Source organism: Bradyrhizobium sp. 1 (genome assembly GCF_023073315.1).
Lineage (GTDB): Bacteria > Pseudomonadota > Alphaproteobacteria > Rhizobiales > Xanthobacteraceae > Bradyrhizobium.
The window spans coordinates 62,279-81,563 of sequence record NZ_JADPJH010000015.1; the positions used below are offsets into that span (position 1 = coordinate 62,279).

Genomic DNA, 19,285 nt, shown 5'->3' on the forward strand with positions numbered 1-19,285 from the left:
CCTTCGAGACGCGCGTTCCGCGCTCCTCGGGATGAGGGATTGCCGCTATTCCTTCTTGATTCCCGACAGCTCAACCACTTTGCGCCAGCGGTCGGTCTCGGCCGTCAGCATGCCGCCGAACTCGCCGGCATTGCCGTGCAGCGGGATCGCGCCGAGCTCGGCGATGCGCGCCTTGATCTCGGCATCGGACAGCGCGGTATCGATCTCGCGATTGAGCAGATCGACGATCTCGCGCGGCGTGTCGTGCGGAGCGCCGACGCCGTAGAAGGACGACGTCTCGTAGCCGGGCAGCGTGTCCGCGATCGGCGGCACGTCCGGCAAGATATCCGAATGCTCGCGCGTGGTAACGCCGAGCGCGCGCAGCTTGCCGGCGCGCACCAGCTCGAACGACGAAGTGACGTTGTCGAACATGCCCTGGATCTGGCCGCTCATCACGTCGGTCAGCCCCGGCGCCGAGCCGCGATAGGGCACGTGGGTGAATTGCACGCCGGCCAGCGACTTGAACAATTCGCCGGACAGATGCAGCGAGGTGCCGATGCCGGAGGAGGCGATCGACATCTTGCCGGGATTGGCCCTGGCGTAGGCGATGAAGTCCGCGACGCTTCCGACCGGCAAATCATTGTTGACGACCAGCACCAGCGGAATCCGCGCGACACCTGCGACCGGCGTGATGCCCTTGGCGAAATCATAAGGCAGCGCCGGATCGAACGAGGCATTGATCGCATTCGCGGTCGAAGTCAGCAGCAGCGTATAGCCGTCAGCGGCCGAGGTGATGACCGACTGGGTTCCGATATTGCTGCCGGCGCCGGGCTTATTCTCGACCACGAAGGTCTGGCCGAGCCGGTCGGACAGGCGCTGGCAAAGCAGGCGTGACAGCACGTCGGTCGCGCCGCCCGGCGCATAGGGCACCACCCATTTCACGCTGCGCGAGGGATAGGACGGATTGCTCAGCGCGAAGGCACGCGGCGTCGTGAACGTGGCGACCGCGCTGGCGGCGGTTTGAAGGAAATGGCGTTTGGTGATCATGATCTGCATCCCCGCTATCGCCTTGCTATCGCAGGAACTGTGCCGCCGCGCACGCCGATCCCATCGGCTTGGTAAAGGATGACTAGAGTTAATCGCAGACTAACCCGGTTTTACCTTGTCTCTTAACACCTGGGCAGGGCGCGCGGGCTAAGCTTGGGAAACAGCAGACACGTTCCGAAAGCATGAACGGCATGACCACCGGCGTCATCGAGCAACCGAAAGCCGCGCGCGCGCCGTCGGCATCGAAGATATGGCTCAAGGCGATCGAGCTCACCGCGCGGATCGAGACGCTGCCGGGCCGGTTGTTCGCCGACGTCGTCGACGATTGGGCGCGCCGTCAGCCCGACCGCATCGCGCTGGTCGCGGATGACGCGAGCCTCGATTACGAGAACCTGTCGAAACGCATCAACCGCTATGCGCGCTGGGCGCGCTCGGTCGGCGTCATCAAAGGCGATACCGTGGCGCTGATCATGCCGAACGGCATCGACTATGTTGCGGCATGGCTCGGCATCAGCCGGGTCGGCGGTGTGGTCGCGCTGATCAACACAAAACTCGTCGGGCCATCGCTCGCGCATTGTCTCGACGTCGCGAGACCCCTGCACATTATCGTCGCGCATGACCTGGCGGAGACGCTGGAGAGCGCGAAGCCGCACCTGAAGACGGACGCAAAGATCTGGATCCATGGCGATGCCCGCAGCAAGCGTGCCATCGACGTCGCGCTCGCCGCACTCGACGATGCTCCGCTCTCTCCTGAGGAGCACGGCGACGTCACCATCGACGATCGCGCGCTGCTGATCTACACCTCCGGCACCACAGGCCTGCCCAAGGCCGCCAGCATCAGCCATCGCCGTATCCTCAATTGGGGTTTTTGGTTCGCAGGCCTTTCCGGTGCCACGCCGCAGGACCGGCTCTATGATTGCCTACCGCTGTTCCATTCGGTCGGCGGCATCGTCGCGCCTTGCAGCATGCTTGCCGCCGGCGGCACGGTGGTGATCGCGGAGAAATTTTCGGCCTCGCATTTCTGGCCCGACATCGTGCGTCACGACTGCACGCTGTTCCAGTATATCGGCGAACTCTGCCGCTATCTGCTCAAGGCGCCGCCGTCGGAATACGAAAACCGCCACCGGCTGCGGCTCGCCTGCGGCAACGGCCTGCGCGGCGACATCTGGGAAGATTTTCAAGGCCGTTTCACCATTCCCCGTATCCTCGAATTCTATGCGGCGACCGAAGGCAATTTCTCGCTGTTCAACGTCGAGGGCCAGCCCGGCGCGATCGGCCGCATCCCGCCGCTGCTCGCACACCGTTTTCCCGCGGGGCTCGTCAAGCTCGACCCTGATAGCGGCGCGCCGCTGCGCAATGACGAGGGCTTTTGCATCGCCTGCGCGCGTGGAGAAGCCGGCGAAGCCATCGGCCGCATCGGCACCGCCGACCAGGGCGGCGGCCGCTTCGAGGGCTATACCGACACTGGTGAGACCGAGAAGAAAATCCTGCGCGACGTCTTTGCCAAGGGCGATGCCTGGTTCCGTACCGGCGATCTGATGCGGCTCGACGACAAAGGCTTTTTCCATTTCGTCGATCGCATCGGCGATACCTTCCGCTGGAAAGGCGAGAACGTCGCGACATCGGAGGTCAACGACGCCGTGCGCGATTTCACCGGCGTGATCGATGCCACCACCTACGGCGTCAGCATTTTGGGCACCGACGGTCGCGCCGGCATGAGCGCCATCGTCGTGAACGAGGGCTTTGATATCGCCGCGCTGCCTGCCCATCTGGCTCAGCGCTTGCCGGTCTACGCGCGCCCGCTCTTCATCCGTGTCTCGCGCGAGCTCGATGCGACCGAGACATTCAAGCAGAAGAAGGGCGAACTCGCGCGCGAGGGATTTGATCCGGCCGCGATCAGCGATCCGCTGTTCGTGCTGGACCCGAGGTCCGGCGGTTATGTACAGCTCGATCCGGTGGCCTATGAGCAGATCCTGGACGGCACGATCAGGCTGTAGCCGAGGCAAAATCGAGAGATAGGTCCAATTTTATCTGAATTGTCCAAGAAGCCATTTACTTCTGTCCGGTAAACAACGGTCCATGGGGAGGCGGTCATCAAGAGCCGCCGTCACACGAAATATCGATAACAAGAGCGAGCCAGACATGTCGGTACGGTCCAAGGTCATCGAAGCGATCCAGCAGATCGCCAAGGAACAGCACGTCACGCTTCCCGCAATCTCGGACGATCTGTCGCTGCACGAGACGGGCTTCGACTCGCTTGCCTTCGCAATCCTGGTCGCGCGCCTCGAGGACGAGACCGGCGTCGACCCTTTCACCATTTCCGAGGACGTCGCGTTCCCCGCCACCGTGGGCGACTTCGTGCGGGCCTACGAAAATGTCCCCGCGTGAGATCTTCGCGCTCCGTGACCATCTCGGCGCGGAGCTGACCGGCCGCACGCTGTCGGATGCGCACGATGTCGTGTCGCTGACCGATATCCTGTCGCATACGGTTCTGGGCGGCCGCCTGCGCGAGCTGTCGGGCCGCGCCGTGCTGCTCAAATTGTCCGACCAGCTCCGGTCGGGTCTTGCCATGATCGAGCTCGACGGCATCGCCCGTCGCATGCTGCTGTGTCCGCCGGATCTCAATCCCACGCATCTCGACGCGTTGATCGCGGATGCCGGGATCGATGCCGTCGTCACCGACGAGCCGGATCGCTGGGCTGATACCGGCGTATCGCTTGTCGTCACCGCCCGATTGCCGCTTCAAGCGACCGTACCTGTTCGGACCGAGCGTGCCACCGAATGGCTGATGCTCACTTCGGGCACATCGGGCGTGCCGAAGATCGTCGGCCATACACTGGAGGCGCTGACCGGCGCGATCGTCGCCGAGGGCCCCGCGCGCCGGCCGGCGCCGGTATGGGCGACATTCTACGATATTCGCCGCTATGGCGGCCTCCAGATCTTCCTCCGGGCTGTTCTCTCCGGCGGCTCCATGGTGCTGTCCGATCCGTATGAGGCGCTCGGCGATCACGTTGCACGGCTGAATGCGCGCGGCGTCTCCCACATCTCCGGGACGCCCTCGCACTGGCGCAAGCTGCTGATGAGCGGCTCGGCCGCACAATTCAAACCAGGTTACGTCCGCCTCTCCGGCGAGATCGCCGACCAGGCGGTGCTTGACGGCTTGAGGGCGGCATTTCCCCACTCCTCCGTCGGCCATGCCTATGCCTCGACCGAGGCCGGCGTCGGCTTCGCCGTCAATGATGGGCTCGAAGGCTTTCCGGCGAATTATCTCGGCAATCGCAACGGCGTTGAGATGAAGGTCTTGGACGGCTCGCTGCGCATCCGTTCGACGCGCACGGCGCACGCCTATATCGGTCGCAACGCCGCCGCGCTCACCGACGGCGACGGGTTCGTCGACAGCGGCGACATCGTCGAGCTGCGCGGCGACCGCTACTATTTTGTCGGCCGCCGCGGCGGCATCATCAATATCGGCGGGCTGAAGGTTCATCCCGAGGAGATCGAGGCGGTGATCAACCGCCATCCCGATGTGCGGATGTCGCGGGCCAAATCGCGGAAGAGCCCGATCACCGGCGGCATCGTCGTCGCCGACGTGATCCTGGCCGACGGCACCGATCAGGCGCGGGTGAAGGAGATCCGCGAGCAGATCCTGGATCAGTGCCGGGCGCAGCTCGCGTCCCACAAGGTGCCGGCGGTGATCCGCTTCGTCGAGGCGCTCGACGTCACTCCGGCCGGCAAACTGGCGCGCACCGATGCATAATGTTCTCGTCACCGGCGGCAGCCGCGGTATTGGGCTAGCGATCGGCAAGAGGCTGGTTGATGCCGGCTACAATGTGATCGCAGCAGCGCGGCGCGAAAGCGACGAGCTCAAGGCCGCGATCGCCGTCTCCGAGGGCCGCCTGCATTTCCGTGCCTGCGATCTTGCCGTGATCGATGCGATCCCGGCCTACGCCAAACTCGTGCGCGATGAATTCGGTCCGATCTACGGCCTCGTCAACAATGCGGGCCTCGGCACCGAGGGCCTGCTTGCCACCATGCACAATTCGGAGATCGAGGCGCTGGTGCAGCTCAACGTGCTGTCGCCGATCATCCTCACCAAATATGTGGCGCGGCAGATGATGGCAGATGGAACCGGCCGCATCATCAACATCTCCTCGATCATCGCGACCACCGGCTATAACGGCCTCTCGGTGTATGGCGCGACCAAGGCGGCGGCCACCGGCTTTACCCGCTCGCTGGCGCGCGAGGTCGGCAAGCTCGGCATCACCGTGAATGCGATCTCGCCCGGTTTCATCGACACCGAGCTCACGCATAATCTCTCGGACGAGAGCCGCAAACGCATTGCCGGCCGCAGCGCGCTACGTCGCCTGCCGGAGACCGAAGACGTCGCGCGCATGGTGGAATATCTGCTCGGCGACGGCGGCCGCAACGTGACCGGGACTGTGTTCACGATCGACGCTGGCAACACGGCGTAAACGGAACTCCGCCGCCACAATTGAGTTGATTCGGCGCAATGACATCAAGCCGGATTTGGTCGTAAGATGCCCCGCAATCGATTGGGTTATGTCAATCGATCTGCCCTAACCAAAAGGGAGCAGTCGATGGGCACATCAAACATGACCGCTTCAAATCAAGGCCGCACCGAGCCGTCGCGCGCGAAGCCTGATGACGTCCGCTGCCCGCCGATGGCGCATCAAAATTCCGGCGATCATGGTCACGAGATGTATCCGCAGCAATTCGTGCGGCTGGTCGGCTGCCACGACGCGCCTGCATCCGCGCTGCGCAAGCGCGAAGGTGAAAAGGTGCATTAGCAGATATTCGCTTCCCAAACCATCGCGAGGCTGGCCCCGCCGCGATCAGCTATCGTAGTTGATTGTTTACTGCTGGCGTGAACCGGCATCTTGTTGTCGGGCTCGTTTCAGCCAATGATGCGCTGCCTTTTCGGGTGCGCCGGCCGGCGAACCCAAACTGGTCCCGCCGCGTATCTCGTCTCATCTGAAACCCGACCGGCTCCCGCAATGACCGCCGAATCCTTCTACGGCAGCATTCCCGTCTTCCGCGGCTTCACCAGCCTGATGGACCCAGCGCTCTATGCGCCGCTGCCGGACGATTGGAGCATTGGCGTCGCCGACATCGTCGATTCCACCAAGGCGATCGCGGCGCAGCGCTACAAGGCGGTCAACATGGCCGGCGCGGCCGTGATCGCGGCGGTGACGAATGCATTGGAGGGGCGCGAATTCCCCTTCGTGTTTGGTGGTGATGGTGCCAGTTTTGCTGTTGCGCCCGATGACCTCGACCGCGCGCGCGACGCGCTGGCTGCGACCGCGACCTGGGTGCGGGAGGATCTCGACCTGAAGATGCGCGTCGCGCTGGTGCCGGTCAGCGCCATCCGCTCGCAAGGGCTCGACGTGCGCGTCGCGCGTTTCGGTCCGTCGGCGAATCTGTCCTATGCGATGTTCTCCGGCGGCGGGCTCGCCTGGGCCGACGCCGCAATGAAGCGCAGCGAGTTCGCAATCAACGAGGCACCCGACGGCACGCAGCCCGATCTTTCCGGCCTGTCCTGCCGCTTCGAGGTGATGCCGGCCGCGCGCGGCCTGATCCTGTCGGTGCTGGTGATGCCGGTGCACGGTGCCGATCCATCGGCTTTCCGCAAGGTGATCGAGGACATCATTCACCTTGTCGAGCGTAGTCCCGATGGCGGCCGCCCGGTGCCGCCGCAGGGGCCGCCGCTGCAATGGCCGCCGCAGGGGCTGGATTATGAAGCTCGCACCAAGCGTGGTGGCCCGCTGATCGCGCGCCGCGCCCGCGTGCTGGCCTACACGCTGTTCGTCTACCTGATCATGCGTTTCAATCTCAACATCGGCGGCTTCGTGCCTGATGTCTACAAGCGCCAAGTGGTCGAGAACTCGGACTTCCGCAAATATGACGATGGCCTGCGCATGATCCTCGACTGCACCCCGCAGCTCGAGCGCGCCCTCAGCGATCGTCTTGCGGCCGCCGCGCGCGACGGCATCGTGCGCTACGGCCTCTACCCGCAGGACGCGGCAATGATGACCTGCTTCACGCCCTCGGCGCTGAGCAGCGACCATGTGCATTTCATCGACGGCGCGCGGGGCGGCTATGCCTCGGCGGCGACGGCGCTGAAGGCGATGATGGCGTGACACCTCCCTCGTGCCTCGGACACAGCGCAGCATGCAATGATGCGCTGCTGAGCCGGGGCCGATCGCAGCGTGGGTCCCGGCTCTGCGAAGCGGCGCTGCGCGCTGCATCGCGTCCGGGACACGGCGACCACTCAACGCCCCGCGCGGGTCCAGGTCTCGCCGCCGCAGAGCGCGCCGACGCAGCCTTCGACCCGTAGCGAATCCGCACCTGTCACGCTGACGCTGCTGGCATAGGTGCTGCCGTCATCGGCATTGTAGATCTGGCCCGACCATTTGTTCGGCCCCGACGGCTGCATGCCGCTGAACAGCGGCAGGCCGATCATCGACCGTTTGGCGAGCGCGGGATTGGGATTCTTACTGTCGGTGGCGGGTTGGCCGGTCGCGGTGTCATAGGGCTCGCGCAGCCAGACGATGTTGCCGCAGATGCCGCCGCCGCATTTGCCGATCTTGACGCGGGCATCGCCGGCCTGGGTCAGCCAGGTCCCGTCGGCGCTCTGCGCTTGGGCGGAAGCCGTGCCGAACAGTGCAGCCAGAATGACGATGAGAACGGCGAATCTGAATGTCATGGAGAGAGCCCCGGAATGGAGGCGCCTCCATAGCAGCAAATCGGGCGAGTGCAACGCCTGATGGAATCACATTTCTGAGCTTATTTGCCTGCGCTTATTCGCCTGCGCTCATTTGCCCCAGCGTACCAGGGCGACCGAGGCCGCGGTCGAGAGTCCGAACACGACCATGGCGCCCCCGACCAGCGCAAACAACGTCCAGGGCGGCGCCTGCGCCATCATGAGGCCGACGCCGCCGATTGCGACGATCAGCAGCCGTGCGGTGGAGGCGAGCACCGGACCGCCGACGCGCGCCGCGCCCTGCGAGGAAAAATACAGTGATACGCCCATGCCGAAGAACACGAAGGCCGGGCCAGCCCAATGGAAATAGCTGTGCGCGGCGGCGGTGACGCCGGGATCGTTGGTGAAGAGCGACGTCCACAAGGCGGGATCGAGCGCGATGACGAGCCCGATCAGGCCGACGGTGAGTCCCGAAGCCGCGGCTGCGCTCCAGGCGACGCGCCGTGCGCGCTTGATCTGGCCGGCGCCCATCGCCATGCCGACCATCGGCACCGAGGCGATACCGAAGGCGAAGGTGATCGGGATCAGCAAGAATTCCAGCCGCGAGCCGATGCCGTAGCCGGCCAGCATCTCGGTGCCGAAAGTCGCCAGGATTTTTGTGAAGATCAAAATGGTGAGCACGGTCTGGAGTGGCGACAGGCAGGCGACCGCGCCCACTTTGAGAATATCCAGGAACATCGCCCGTTCGAAATGAAACGCGCGGATATTCAGCGGCAGCCGGCTGCGCCCAGAGAGCAGATACCAGAGAAAGAAGATCGCAGCGCAGCTGAATGCGATCAGCTGGCCGGCGGCGACACCGGGCATGCCGAATTGTGTCACGCCGAATAGGGCCGAGCCCCAGGGTGCCGCCGAGCGCAATCTGGATCACGCTGGTCCCGATCAGAATCATCGACGGCAGGCGCATGTCGCCGGTGCCGCGGATCACGGAAGCCAGCGTGTTAACGAGCCAGATCGCGACCGCGCCGGAGAACAGCATCTGCGAATAGCCACAGGCTTCCTCGAGCACGCGCTCACGGCCGCCAAGCAGCGTGAAGAACGCGCGGCCGAAGCCGAGCATCATCACCGTGAAGAACAGCCCGCCGCAGAGGCCGATGATCGCGGCATGAACCGCCAGCGTCGCGGCGCGGTCGCGATTCCCCGCGCCGAGCGCGCGGCTGATGGCCGAGGAGACACCGCCGCCCATCGCGCCCGCACTCATCATCTGCGTCAGCATCGCGAACGGAAACACCAGCGCGATCGCCGCCAGCGGAATGGTGCCGAGCCGGCCGATATAGGAGGTCTCGGCAATCGCAACCAGCGTGCTGCCCACCATCGCGATCATGTTGGGAATCGCGAGCCGCAGCAGCGTCGGCAGGATCGGCGCCGTCAACAGGCTGGCCATGGGGGAGGCGACCGGTGCGCGCGGCGGCACGGTGTCTATCGGAGCGTCGATCGTCATGTCCACCGGGCGGAATATTGGATGATGATCGACATATTACCGGGCGGTCTGCGCCCGCGCCAGCCTGTCGTCACGCAGGGCTCACCAGGGCAGGCCGCAGAGGTCGATGGTGCCCAGCGTCGGTGCGCGGACGATGTTGAAGACATAGGGCGCCATGTGGGTGAATTGGATCCGCCCCTCCGGCTGCTCGCAATAGACCTCGCCCTTGAAGGATAGCCAACTCCGCGCCTCGTAGAACCCAAAATTGTGCGGCTCGCAAAACAGCAGCGCGAAGCGAACCGCCTCGTTGGCGCGCATGGTGTGCACCGCCGCGTCGATCGCCATGGTCGCGTAGCCGCGGCCGCGCTGATCCTCCCGCGTGCAGACGCCGCCGATGCCGCCGGCATGGATCTTCTGCCCATTCCAGATGACGGTGCGGAAGTAGACGCCGACATGGCAGACGAGGCCATCCTCGGGGGTCTCGATCAGCACGCGCAAATCGGCATTGGCCCATTTGACGTTCGCCCAGGGCTTGTCCGCAACCTGTTGCGGCCCCCAGACCGCCCGATGCAGCGGCTCCGCGATCCGCCATGAGGCGTCGCCGTTCAGGATGTCGATCTCGATACTCATGGGTTGAATTTTTCTGCCGCTGTAGTGACCCACCGCACAGAGGAGCTGGCCACCTTGCCGTCATATATCCAACTGGTATGATTTCGCGACAGAAATCCGGGAATTTTATGCACCGGCTCGCCGCTTTGCTTGCTATCGCATTTGCATGCTGTTTTGCCAATGGCCCGGCTGTGGCCGGCAAGCGCGTGGCGCTGGTTGTCGGCAATTCCACCTACCAGAACGTCGCGCAACTGCCAAACCCCGCCAATGATGCCGCGGCCATCGCCGACCTGTTCACCAAGGCGAATTTCGACGTGGTGATATCGCGACACGACCTGAAGTCGCTCGACATGCGCCGGGCGCTTCGCGAATTCACCGACCAAGCTCGGCGCAGACATCGCCGTGATCTATTTCGCCGGCCATGGTCTGGAGATAGATGGAACCAACTATCTGGTTCCGGTCGATGCGGTGCTGGAGCGCGATGCCGACGTAGACGACGAAGCCGTCTCTCTAAACCGCGTATTGATGGCAACAGAGGCGGCGACCAAGTTGCGCCTCGTCATTCTTGACGCTTGCCGTGACAATCCGTTTGCGAAGAAGATGAAGCGGACCCTGGCCTCGCGCGCCATCAGCCGCGGGCTGATCGGCGTTGAAGCCAATCGGCCGAACACGTTCATTGCTTTCGCCGCGAAAGAGGGATCGACCGCTTCCGACGGCGACGGCAATCATAGCCCGTTCACGACAGCGGTCCTGAAACATCTGACCCAACCGGGCCTCGATATCCGCAAGGCCTTTGGTTATGTCCGCGATGATGTGATGAGCGAAACCGGCAACCAGCAGGAGCCGTATACGACCAACTCGCTCGGCGGCAATGACGTGTCGCTGGTCCCCGCTCCGGCCGCCTCTCCGGTTTCTCCGGCAGTGGTGAGTGATCTAAACGCTGCGATGCGCAGGGACTATGAGTTGGCCGAACGTGTCGGCACTGTAGAGGCGTGGAGTTCATTCATCACGGCCCATCCGGCTGGCTTCTACACGGATCTCGCCAAGGCGCAGCGGAACAAGCTGATCGCCGAGACGGAACGCGCGGTTGCGACGGAGAGGGCGCGCGTTGCTGCCGAAGAGAGGGCAAGACTCGCTGCTGCCGGCGCAAAGGCTGAGGAGCAGGGGCGTGCTGCCGAGCAGTCAAAAGCGGCGGACGCCGCACGACGCGCGGCCGAGGACAAAAAGCGGGCCGAGGAAGCGCGGGTCGCAGCGGGCGAAGCAGCAAAGCAGGCCGAGCAGAACCGGATCGCCGAGCAGCAACGCATCGCCGCCGAGAACGCAAAGAGGCAGCAGCAAATCAATGTTGCCACGGCCGATCCGCCGAAACCGGGCGCCGATGCTGCGTCTGCCGCGCGAGCGGCCGAGACGAAAGTTGCGGTCACCACGCCCTCCGATGCGGCGCCTGTCCGGCAGATTCCGCCGGATCTGCCACGGCTGTTGAAAGCCGAATTGAAAAGGGCCGGCTGCATGGCCGGCGAGATCGATAGCGAATGGAACGCTCCGGCCCGCAAGGCACTGTCGCAATTCAACGAGAATGCCGGCACCAAATTCGACGTGAAAGTGGCCAGCCTCGATGCGCTGGATGCGGTCCGCGCCAGGCAACAGCGGGTGTGCCCGCTTGACTGCGATCGCGGCTATCGTGCCAGCGGTGATATTTGCGTGAAGATCACCTGCGACGATGGTTATGTGTTGGGCGCAAATGGAAGCTGCCAGAAACGTCCCGAACGCGAACAGGTTCGTGAGCGCCGTGCGCCGGCAACGGCCCGGCGTGGCGGCAAGTGCTTCGTCTATAACGGTACGTCGTTCTGCGAGTGAACCCAGCGCCACTGTGTGGCACCGAGCTCAGCTGCGCATTTTTGCATATGCGCTAGTAGCCGCTGCATTCGGCCTTGGTGATCCGGGGCGCCGAACAATACGCAAAGCCGCCGGTCAGGGTATAGAAGGTATACTGGCTCTTGCCGCGCTTGAGCACGTTCGCGACCTTCATGCGGCAGGAATTGCCGGTGACGGTGAGGTCGATGATGATGCTGTTGTTTGGATAGTCGCGCACGGCCCGAAGCGTGTGCCGTCCTGCAACACGCAGCGAGGCCGTCCCGCCGGGCGCTTCGGAGGCCTTGGCTCCAAGCTTGGTATTGATCTGCACCTGCCCCTCGACGTTCGAGGAGAGGTCAAGCTTGGCGCTGCGGTCGGTCGAGAGCTCACCCGTGCCCTCACCGCGGATGGGGAAATTGTGGACGGAGGGATTGGTGCAGTCGGCGAGCCCCTCGAAGACAAACTTCGCGCGAAGGGACTGGGCGGAAGCTTCACCGGAAATTGTCAGCACGCTGGCCAGCGTCGCCGCGATTGCAAAGGCGGTTCTCGTTTTCATGATGCATCCTTAAGCATTTCATCTAGAAGACTATTTCGTCAAAACGACCATCAGCAATCTATTCGTCTGACGGATTGCGTCGAGGTTCGAAAATGCCAGTGTTTTCCCGATCGGGAACCTTCTATAAGGGGCCTCGTTAAGTCTCGTCTCCCACAGTTGCGGACAGAAACCCATGACATTCACGCTGCCCCCCCTTCCTTACGCCTATGACGCCCTCGGGCAATTCATGTCGAAGGAAACGCTGGAATTCCACCACGACAAGCATCATCAGGCCTACGTCACCAACGGCAACAACGCGCTCAAGGGCACCGAATGGGAAGGCAAGTCCCTTGAGGAGATCGTCAAGGGCTCGTTCGGCAAGAACCCCGCGGTGTTCAACAACGCCGGCCAGCACTACAACCACATCCACTTCTGGAGCTGGATGAAGCCCAATGGCGGCGGCACCAAGCTGCCGGGCAAGCTCGAGAAGAAGATCAACGAAGACCTCGGTGGCTTCGAGAAGTTCAAGACCGACTTCCAGGCGGCCGGCGTCGGCCAGTTCGGCTCCGGCTGGGCTTGGCTCCAGGTCAAGAACGGCAAGCTCGAAATCGCCAAGACCCCGAACGGCGAGAATCCGCTGGTGCACGGCGCCACCCCGATCCTCGGTGTCGACGTCTGGGAGCACTCCTACTACATCGACTACCGCAACCGCCGTCCCGACTATCTCAAGGCGTTCGTCGAGAACCTCGTGAACTGGGAATACGTCGAGTCGCTGTTCGACAAGGCGTAAGGCGTCATTCCGGGGCGCGCGAAGCGCGAGCCCGGAATCCATTTATCCACTCGGGCTGACGCCCGATGGATTCCGGGCTCGGCGCTAACGCGCCGCCCCGGAATGACAGAAGAGGCGGCCGCGTTTGCGGCCGCCTCTTTGCTGCGCGGAATTCACCGAATGAGTCCTGCGCAGTGCGCGTATCGGCCTGTGATCGTTCCGTTTGCATCATCTGGGCGCCGCCCTTAATCAGAAAGGGCCTCCCTTCCAGCCGACCCACGGAAATTGTCAGAACCTTCCCCGAACAATCCGGCGCATGCCGAGGACGCGGAGTCCGAGCCGCGGCCGGGGCGTGTCCGCAAGCCGATCGGCTGGTCGACCATCATGATTGCCGCGCTGGTGGCGGTGAGCGCGGGTCTGGTCTGGCGACGTGACGGCACCGACGGTGTCCTCGAGATTCTCACCCACGATCTCTCGCTGTTCGGCGGCATCCTGCCGCGCGTGCTGGCCGGCTGCCTGCTCGGCGCCTTCATCTCCGAAATCCTGCCGCACGAAAAAGTCTCGCGCGCCCTCGGGCCGAAGTCCGGCCTGAAGGGGCTTCTGATCGGCACTGCTTTCGGCGCGATCCTGCCGGGCGGCCCCTTCACCGCCTATCCGGTGGCGAGCGCACTGCTCGCGGTCGGGGCCGATTTCGGCGCCACCATTGCGATGGTCGTGAGCTGGACCCTGATCGGCTATGGCCGGGCGGTCGCCTGGGAAATCCCGATCATGGGCACCGACTTCACGCTGTGGCGGATTTTGATCTCGCTGCCGCTGCCGGTGCTTGCCGGCGCACTCGGCCGCTTCATCTATGTCCGGGTCTATCCAACGCCCGCCGCGAAGGACGACGAGACTTGAGCGCCGCGCTTCTGATCGACATCCTGCTGTGGGGCTCGGTGTTCGGCGTCGGCCTGATCGCTTTCCGCCGCGGCCCTCCGGTCTTCAAGGCCTCGCTGCGCGAAGGCTCGATGGACTTCATCAACATCGTGCCGCGGATCGCGCTCGGCGTGATCGGCTCCGGCTATATCGCCGCGATCATCCCGCAGGAGGTGATCACCGGCTGGCTTGGCCCGGACAGCGGCTGGCTTGGGGTTGCGACCGCCGTAATCGCCGGTGCCGCGACGCCGGGCGGCCCGGTGATCGGCTTCTCCATCGGCACCGTGGCCCTGAAGTCCGGCGGCGGGGTGCCGCAGGTGGTCGCCTATGTCGTCGCCTGGGCCCTGTTCGCCTTCCAGCGGGTGATTTTGTGGGAAATCCCGTTCATGCCGGCCCGTTTTGTCTGGTTCCGCTGTGCCGTATCGGTGCCGTTCCCATTCGTGGCCGCGGCCATCGCGATGGTGATCGGCAAGCCCTGAGCCGGCCGTGGACAGAGGTAATGTTATAATATAACGTCTTTGGCATGGTTCCCGCCGCGTCCCACACCCATCACGACCACTCCCATGGTCATTCCCACGACCACTCGCATGGACACGACCACACCCACGCTCATGTGCACGATGCAGCCTCGCCGCATCCGGCCCAGGACGCGCCATGGTCGATCCTGCGCATGACCATGGCTGGCCGCCTTGTGGCCGCTGTTGCCGTCTGCGCCGTGCTCTGGGGCGTGGTCTTCCTGGCGATGAGGTGACCATGGCGGCGGTTCACTTTCACAATGTCACGCTGGGCTACGACCGCCACCCGGCCGTGCACCATCTCAACGGCGAGGTCGCGCCCGGCGCGCTGGTCGCGGTGATCGGTCCGAATGGCGCCGGCAAGTCGACGCTGCTGCGCGGCATCGTCGGCATCCTCCGGCCGCTCGACGGCAGCATTCATCTCGGCGGTCTCGACAGCCGGGATATCGCCTATCTGCCGCAGAGCGCGGAGATCGACCGGACCTTCCCAATCTCGGTGTACGACTTCGTCGGCACCGGGCTGTGGCGTGGCACCGGCTTGTTCGGCGGTATCGGCAAGGCCGCGCGCGAAAAGATTCTCCGTGCGATTGCGTCCGTGGGTCTCAATGGTTTTGAGAACCGGCCCATCGGCACGCTCTCGGGCGGTCAGATGCAGCGCGTGTTGTTCGCGCGCGTGCTGCTCCAGGATGCGCGCCTGATCGTGCTCGACGAGCCCTTCAACGCCATCGACACCAAGACCACGACTGACCTGCTCGCGCTGGTGAAGCACTGGCACGGCGAGGGCCGTACGGTGCTCGCAGCACTTCACGACATGGAGATGGTGCGCAACCATTTCAGCGAGACGCTGGTGCTGGCGCGCGGCCCCGTGGCCTGGGGGCCGACGGCGGAGGTGCTGACGCCGGAAAATCTGTTGGTCGCGATGCGGATGTGCGAGGCTTTCGACGACAGCGCCACGGCCTGCGCGGCCGATAATGCCCGTTCGCGGGCGGCGTGATCGCAGATGCTCTATGACGCGCTGATCGGTCCGTTCACCGAATTCGAGTTCATGCGGCGGGCGCTGGCCGCCGTGATCGCGCTGTCGCTCGCCGGCGCGCCGATCGGCGTGTTTCTGATGCTGCGGCGAATGAGCCTCGTCGGCGATGCCATGGCGCATGCGATCCTGCCCGGCGCGGCTGTTGGCTTCCTGCTCTCCGGCCTCAATCTGTTTGCGATGACCGCCGGCGGTCTGATCGCGGGCTTTGCGGTCGCGATCCTCGCCGGCGTGGTGGCGCGCTCGACAGGGCTCAAGGAGGACGCCTCGCTGGCGACCTTCTATCTGGCCTCGCTGGCGCTCGGCGTCACCATCGTCTCGATCAAGGGCACCAATATCGACCTGCTGCACGTGTTGTTCGGCAACATCCTCGCGATGGACGACCAGACGCTGCTGGTGGTGGCCTTCAACGCTACGGTGACGCTGCTGGTGCTAGCAGTGATCTACCGCCCGCTGGTGATCGAGAGCGTCGATCCCTTGTTTCTGCGCACTGTGAGCCGCGCCGGGGGACCCGCGCATCTCGCTTTCCTCGCGCTCGTCGTCATCAACCTCGTCAACGGCTTTCAGGCGCTCGGCACGTTGCTGGCGGTGGGATTGATGATCCTGCCGGCCGGCATTGCGCGGTTCTGGTCGCGCGATCTCACCGTGATGATCTGCATCGCGGTGGTCGCGGCCGCAGTCTCCGGTTATGCCGGCCTCGTGGTGTCGTTTCAGACCCGCGTGCCGTCGGGCCCTGCGATCATTCTCGTGGCAACGGTGCTCTATATCGTCTCCGTCCTGTTCGGCCGCGTCGGCGGTATCGTCCGGCAGCTGTTTCCCGGTCGGCATCTGGAAGCGTGACGATGCGGCGTCTCCTGCTTTGCGTGCTTCTGCTGATCGCCTCGCCGCTGCACGCGGCGGAGCGGCTCAATGTCGTCGCGAGCTTCTCGATCCTCGGCGATTTCGTCCGCGCCGTCGGAGGAGATCGGGTCAACATCACGACGCTGGTCGGCCCTGACAGCGACGTGCATGTCTACACGCCGGCGCCAAGTGATGCGAAGCGGATCACGGATGCAAAGCTGGTTATCGTCAATGGGCTCGGGCTGGAGGGCTGGCTGCCGCGCCTCGTGCAGTCTTCCGGCGCCAAGGCGCAGGTGGTCACAGCGAGCGCCGGCATTGCGCCCCTGAAGCTCGGCTCGGCCGCCGACCCCCATGCCTGGCAATCCGTCCCCAACGCCAAAATCTACGTGACCGACATCGCCAATGCGCTGGCCGCGGCCGATCCTGATGATGCGGACTTCTTCCGCACCCGGGCAAAAGCCTATCTGGAACAGCTCGAAGTCCTCGACCGGGAGGTTCGCGAGTCCGTCGCCAAAATCCCGGCCGAGCGGCGCAAGGTGATCTCGACCCACGATGCCTTCGGCTATTTCGCCGCCGAATACGGCGTCCAGTTCGTGGCCCCCCTGGGCGTCTCCACCGAAACCGAGCCCAGCGCCCGGGACATCGCTGGTATCATCGGCCAAATCAGGGACCAAAAAATCCCCGCGGTATTTCTGGAGAATATCAGCGACGACCGGCTGATCCGGCGGATCGCGGCCGAGACGGGCGCAAAGGTCGGCGGGACCCTGATTTCGGACGGTTTGACCGGCGAAAAGGGGCTTGCACCCACTTACATTGATATGGTCAGGCACAATATAAAGGCCCTGACCAGCGCGCTTGACCACTAGGGCAGGGGGCCACCCCGCCGTGTGTCGCGCGGAAAAGCCCGACCCGGAGTTGTTATGTCTGAAGCGACCTCCTCAAAAATTCCCGTGACCGTCCTGACCGGCTATCTCGGTGCCGGCAAGACCACATTGTTGAACCGCATCCTGTCGGAGAACCACGGCAAGAAATACGCCGTCATCGTCAACGAATTCGGCGAGATCGGCATCGACAACGACCTTATCATCGGCGCCGATGAGGAAGTGTTCGAGATGAACAATGGCTGCATCTGCTGCACCGTGCGCGGCGACCTCGTCCGCATCATGGACGGCCTGATGAAGCGCAAGGGCAAGTTCGACGCCATCATCGTCGAGACCACCGGCCTTGCCGATCCGGCGCCGGTCGCCCAGACCTTCTTCGTCGACGAGGACGTGCAGAAGAATGCGCGGCTTGACGCGGTAGTCACGGTCGCCGATGCCAAATGGCTGTCCGACCGGCTCAAGGACGCGCCCGAGGCCAAGAACCAGATCGCCTTTGCCGACGTCATCGTGCTGAACAAGACCGATCTCGTCACCAAGGGAGAGCTTGCCGAGGTCGAGGCCCGCATCCGTGCCATCAACCCCTATGCGAAACTCCACCGCACCGAGCGCTGCTCGGTGGCGCTGGCCGACGTGCTCGATCGCGGCGCGTTCGACCTCGACCGCATTCTCGACATCGAGCCTGATTTCCTGAATGCCGATGATCATGACCACGACCATGATCATCATGGCCACGATCATCATCACCATGATCACGGCCACGGCCTGAAGCACTATCACGACGAGGACATGCAGTCGCTCTCGCTCAAGACCGACAAGCCGCTCGATCCCAATTTGTTCATGCCATGGCTCCAGAATCTGGTGCAGGTCGAGGGCGGCAAGATCCTGCGCTCCAAGGGTATCCTCGCCTTCCACGACGACGACGACCGCTACGTCTTCCAGGGCGTCCACATGATGCTGGAGGGCAACCACCAGCGGAAGTGGAAGGACGGCGAGCCGCGCCAGAGCCGCCTCGTGTTCATCGGCCGCGAATTGCCTGAAGAGCTCATTCGCACGGGCTTCGAAAGCTGCATCGTCTCGTGATGATGAAAGAGTTCACGCCGGCTCCGGATTCAGCCTCGATCGTCTCCGTCACCGACCGCGTCAAGCCTGTTACGCTCGGCATGGGCGTGACCTCGGTGCATTTCCTCGGGCCCCGCGCCGCCTTCGTCGGCGCTGAGGAGAACGTCGCGTTTGTCGATGCCGAGGGCGAGATCAGCACCGTCGCCGCGCACAGCGGCGGCATTCTCTCGACGGCTTCCGACGGCAAGCGCCTCGTCATGGGCGGCGACGACGGCAAGGTCGTGTCGCTCGACGCCAAGGGCGAGGTGACGCTGCTCGCCACCGATCCGAAGCGGCGCTGGATCGATGCGGTGGCGCTGCATCCCGACGGTGCCTATGCCTGGTCGGCCGGCAAGATTGCGACCGTCAAGAGCGGCAAGAACGAGGAGAAGTCGCTCGAGGTGCCCTCGACGGTCGGCGGGCTCGCGTTCGCGCCGAAGGGCCTGCGGCTCGCGATCGCCCATTACAACGGCGCGACGCTGTGGTTTCCCAACATGGAGGGATCGGCCGAATTCCTGCCCTGGGCCGGCTCGCATCTCGGCGTCACCTTCAGCCCGGACAACAAATTCCTGGTCACAACGATGCATGAGTCGGCGCTGCACGGCTGGCGGCTCGCCGACAACAGGCACATGCGCATGACCGGCTATCCCGGCCGCGTCCGTTCGATGTCCTGGAGCGTGGGCGGCAAGGGACTGGCGACCTCGGGCGCCGACACCGTCATCATATGGCCGTTCGCCAGCAAGGACGGCCCGATGGGCAAGGAGCCCGCGATGCTCGCGCCGCTCCAAGCCCGCGTCTCGGTCGTCGCCTGCCATCCGAAGAACGACATCTTCGCCGCCGGCTACAGCGACGGCACCGTGCTGATGGTGCGTCTTGAAGACGGCGCGGAGATTCTCGTTCGCCGCAACGGCACGCCGCCCGTGGCAGCGCTTGCCTGGAACGCCAAGGGCACGCTGCTGGCGTTTGCGGACGAAAATGGGGACGGCGGCCTGCTGGAGCTTTAATCTGTCATCGT

20 protein-coding genes and 2 pseudogenes are annotated in these 19,285 nt (G+C 64.2%); 17 read left to right on the top strand and 5 right to left on the bottom strand.

Features of this window, described 5'->3' with window-relative positions:
• Nucleotides 1-45: 45 nt before the first annotated feature.
• Nucleotides 46-1,026, bottom strand: coding sequence for a tripartite tricarboxylate transporter substrate binding protein (locus tag IVB29_RS12005; protein WP_247503583.1), 981 nt, complete (start codon nt 1,024-1,026; stop codon nt 46-48).
• Nucleotides 1,027-1,208: 182 nt separating this feature from the next.
• Here IVB29_RS12005 and IVB29_RS12010 point away from each other — a divergent pair, with 182 nt between their 5' ends.
• The 6 genes from IVB29_RS12010 (at nt 1,209) to IVB29_RS12035 (ending at nt 7,184) form a co-directional block, all read left to right on the top strand.
• Nucleotides 1,209-3,023 carry a long-chain-acyl-CoA synthetase gene (locus IVB29_RS12010; RefSeq protein WP_247503584.1) on the top strand — a complete coding sequence of 605 codons (1,815 nt, stop codon included), beginning with the start codon at nt 1,209-1,211 and terminating at the stop codon, nt 3,021-3,023.
• 145 nt (nt 3,024-3,168) lie between these two features.
• Nucleotides 3,169-3,414 carry an acyl carrier protein gene (locus IVB29_RS12015; protein WP_247503585.1) on the top strand — a complete coding sequence of 82 codons (246 nt, stop codon included), beginning with the start codon at nt 3,169-3,171 and terminating at the stop codon, nt 3,412-3,414.
• Nucleotides 3,401-4,783, top strand: coding sequence for a class I adenylate-forming enzyme family protein (locus IVB29_RS12020; protein ID WP_247503586.1), 1,383 nt, complete (start codon nt 3,401-3,403; stop codon nt 4,781-4,783). Before IVB29_RS12015 ends, IVB29_RS12020 begins: the two co-directional genes overlap by 14 nt.
• Nucleotides 4,776-5,498, top strand: coding sequence for an SDR family NAD(P)-dependent oxidoreductase (locus IVB29_RS12025; protein WP_247503587.1), 723 nt, complete (start codon nt 4,776-4,778; stop codon nt 5,496-5,498). Before IVB29_RS12020 ends, IVB29_RS12025 begins: the two co-directional genes overlap by 8 nt.
• A 126-nt stretch (nt 5,499-5,624) precedes the next feature.
• The gene (locus IVB29_RS12030) at nt 5,625-5,834 is read left to right on the top strand and encodes a hypothetical protein (RefSeq protein ID WP_247503588.1); all 210 of its coding nucleotides are present in this window, start codon (nt 5,625-5,627) and stop codon (nt 5,832-5,834) included.
• A 207-nt stretch (nt 5,835-6,041) separates the two neighbouring features.
• Entirely contained in the window at nt 6,042-7,184 is a 1,143-nt protein-coding gene (locus tag IVB29_RS12035) for a DUF3095 domain-containing protein (protein ID WP_247503589.1), read from the top strand.
• Between the two features lie 131 nt (nt 7,185-7,315).
• Here IVB29_RS12035 and IVB29_RS12040 read toward each other — a convergent pair whose 3' ends face one another.
• Together IVB29_RS12040 and IVB29_RS12045 are read right to left on the bottom strand one after the other, a co-directional pair.
• A complete protein-coding gene (locus IVB29_RS12040) occupies nt 7,316-7,750 on the bottom strand; it encodes a DUF2147 domain-containing protein (RefSeq protein WP_247503590.1) in 435 nt (144 codons plus the stop codon).
• A gap of 108 nt (nt 7,751-7,858) precedes the next feature.
• Nucleotides 7,859-9,176: pseudogene (locus IVB29_RS12045) on the bottom strand (MATE family efflux transporter).
• Between IVB29_RS12045 and IVB29_RS12050 the strand changes: the two are divergent.
• Entirely contained in the window at nt 9,106-9,270 is a 165-nt protein-coding gene (locus tag IVB29_RS12050; RefSeq protein ID WP_247503624.1) for a hypothetical protein, read from the top strand. The pseudogene IVB29_RS12045 and the gene IVB29_RS12050 sit on opposite strands and share 71 nt — an antisense overlap.
• Before the next feature lie 56 nt (nt 9,271-9,326).
• Here the strand turns inward: IVB29_RS12050 and IVB29_RS12055 are convergent, their stop codons facing one another.
• The gene (locus IVB29_RS12055) at nt 9,327-9,854 is read right to left on the bottom strand and encodes a GNAT family N-acetyltransferase (RefSeq protein ID WP_247503591.1); all 528 of its coding nucleotides are present in this window, start codon (nt 9,852-9,854) and stop codon (nt 9,327-9,329) included.
• Between the two features lie 107 nt (nt 9,855-9,961).
• Between IVB29_RS12055 and IVB29_RS12060 the strand changes: the two are divergent.
• Nucleotides 9,962-11,690 (top strand): annotated as a pseudogene (locus IVB29_RS12060) (caspase family protein).
• Nucleotides 11,691-11,742: 52 nt separating this feature from the next.
• Here the strand turns inward: IVB29_RS12060 and IVB29_RS12065 are convergent.
• On the bottom strand, nt 11,743-12,243 hold the full coding sequence (locus IVB29_RS12065; protein WP_247503592.1) for a hypothetical protein: 501 nt from the start codon (nt 12,241-12,243) through the stop codon (nt 11,743-11,745).
• Between the two features lie 172 nt (nt 12,244-12,415).
• Between IVB29_RS12065 and IVB29_RS12070 the strand changes: the two genes are divergently transcribed.
• From IVB29_RS12070 to IVB29_RS12110, 9 genes are all read left to right on the top strand, one after another.
• A complete protein-coding gene (locus IVB29_RS12070) occupies nt 12,416-13,012 on the top strand; it encodes a superoxide dismutase (RefSeq protein ID WP_063985730.1) in 597 nt (198 codons plus the stop codon).
• 264 nt (nt 13,013-13,276) lie between these two features.
• Nucleotides 13,277-13,888, top strand: a complete 612-nt coding sequence (locus IVB29_RS12075) for a permease (RefSeq protein ID WP_247503593.1) — start codon at nt 13,277-13,279, stop codon at nt 13,886-13,888.
• Nucleotides 13,885-14,385 (top strand): hypothetical protein, encoded by a 501-nt coding sequence (locus IVB29_RS12080; protein ID WP_247503594.1) that lies wholly within the window; start codon nt 13,885-13,887, stop codon nt 14,383-14,385. The genes IVB29_RS12075 and IVB29_RS12080 overlap by 4 nt, the downstream gene beginning before the upstream one ends.
• 44 nt (nt 14,386-14,429) lie before the next feature.
• On the top strand, nt 14,430-14,657 hold the full coding sequence (locus IVB29_RS12085; protein ID WP_247503595.1) for a hypothetical protein: 228 nt from the start codon (nt 14,430-14,432) through the stop codon (nt 14,655-14,657).
• 2 nt (nt 14,658-14,659) lie between these two features.
• Nucleotides 14,660-15,415, top strand: a complete 756-nt coding sequence (locus IVB29_RS12090) for an ABC transporter ATP-binding protein (protein WP_247503596.1) — start codon at nt 14,660-14,662, stop codon at nt 15,413-15,415.
• A gap of 6 nt (nt 15,416-15,421) precedes the next feature.
• Nucleotides 15,422-16,291 (top strand): metal ABC transporter permease, encoded by an 870-nt coding sequence (locus IVB29_RS12095; RefSeq protein ID WP_247503597.1) that lies wholly within the window; start codon nt 15,422-15,424, stop codon nt 16,289-16,291.
• Between the two features lie 2 nt (nt 16,292-16,293).
• Nucleotides 16,294-17,157: a zinc ABC transporter substrate-binding protein gene (locus tag IVB29_RS12100; protein WP_247503598.1), complete on the top strand. Its 864-nt coding sequence runs from the start codon at nt 16,294-16,296 to the stop codon at nt 17,155-17,157.
• A gap of 54 nt (nt 17,158-17,211) precedes the next feature.
• The gene (locus tag IVB29_RS12105; protein ID WP_247503599.1) at nt 17,212-18,252 is read left to right on the top strand and encodes a GTP-binding protein; all 1,041 of its coding nucleotides are present in this window, start codon (nt 17,212-17,214) and stop codon (nt 18,250-18,252) included.
• Nucleotides 18,253-18,254: 2 nt separating this feature from the next.
• Complete coding sequence (locus IVB29_RS12110; protein WP_247503623.1) at nt 18,255-19,274, top strand: WD40 repeat domain-containing protein; 1,020 nt, start codon at nt 18,255-18,257, stop codon at nt 19,272-19,274.
• Nucleotides 19,275-19,285: the final 11 nt, after the last annotated feature.

What these genes read in the sequence shown, in the direction of transcription:
- IVB29_RS12070 (WP_063985730.1), top strand. Translation starts at nt 12,416, where the DNA reads ATGACATTCACGCTGCCCCCCCTTCCTTACGCCTATGACGCCCTCGGG.
- IVB29_RS12065 (WP_247503592.1), bottom strand. Translation starts at nt 12,243, where the DNA reads ATGAAAACGAGAACCGCCTTTGCAATCGCGGCGACGCTGGCCAGCGTG.
- IVB29_RS12040 (WP_247503590.1), bottom strand. Translation starts at nt 7,750, where the DNA reads ATGACATTCAGATTCGCCGTTCTCATCGTCATTCTGGCTGCACTGTTC.
- IVB29_RS12105 (WP_247503599.1), top strand. Translation starts at nt 17,212, where the DNA reads ATGTCTGAAGCGACCTCCTCAAAAATTCCCGTGACCGTCCTGACCGGC.
- IVB29_RS12095 (WP_247503597.1), top strand. Translation starts at nt 15,422, where the DNA reads ATGCTCTATGACGCGCTGATCGGTCCGTTCACCGAATTCGAGTTCATG.
- IVB29_RS12005 (WP_247503583.1), bottom strand. Translation starts at nt 1,026, where the DNA reads ATGATCACCAAACGCCATTTCCTTCAAACCGCCGCCAGCGCGGTCGCC.
- IVB29_RS12100 (WP_247503598.1), top strand. Translation starts at nt 16,294, where the DNA reads ATGCGGCGTCTCCTGCTTTGCGTGCTTCTGCTGATCGCCTCGCCGCTG.
- IVB29_RS12090 (WP_247503596.1), top strand. Translation starts at nt 14,660, where the DNA reads ATGGCGGCGGTTCACTTTCACAATGTCACGCTGGGCTACGACCGCCAC.
- IVB29_RS12030 (WP_247503588.1), top strand. Translation starts at nt 5,625, where the DNA reads ATGGGCACATCAAACATGACCGCTTCAAATCAAGGCCGCACCGAGCCG.
- IVB29_RS12055 (WP_247503591.1), bottom strand. Translation starts at nt 9,854, where the DNA reads ATGAGTATCGAGATCGACATCCTGAACGGCGACGCCTCATGGCGGATC.
- IVB29_RS12020 (WP_247503586.1), top strand. Translation starts at nt 3,401, where the DNA reads ATGTCCCCGCGTGAGATCTTCGCGCTCCGTGACCATCTCGGCGCGGAG.
- IVB29_RS12025 (WP_247503587.1), top strand. Translation starts at nt 4,776, where the DNA reads ATGCATAATGTTCTCGTCACCGGCGGCAGCCGCGGTATTGGGCTAGCG.
- IVB29_RS12015 (WP_247503585.1), top strand. Translation starts at nt 3,169, where the DNA reads ATGTCGGTACGGTCCAAGGTCATCGAAGCGATCCAGCAGATCGCCAAG.
- IVB29_RS12110 (WP_247503623.1), top strand. Translation starts at nt 18,255, where the DNA reads ATGAAAGAGTTCACGCCGGCTCCGGATTCAGCCTCGATCGTCTCCGTC.
- IVB29_RS12085 (WP_247503595.1), top strand. Translation starts at nt 14,430, where the DNA reads ATGGTTCCCGCCGCGTCCCACACCCATCACGACCACTCCCATGGTCAT.
- IVB29_RS12035 (WP_247503589.1), top strand. Translation starts at nt 6,042, where the DNA reads ATGACCGCCGAATCCTTCTACGGCAGCATTCCCGTCTTCCGCGGCTTC.
- IVB29_RS12010 (WP_247503584.1), top strand. Translation starts at nt 1,209, where the DNA reads ATGAACGGCATGACCACCGGCGTCATCGAGCAACCGAAAGCCGCGCGC.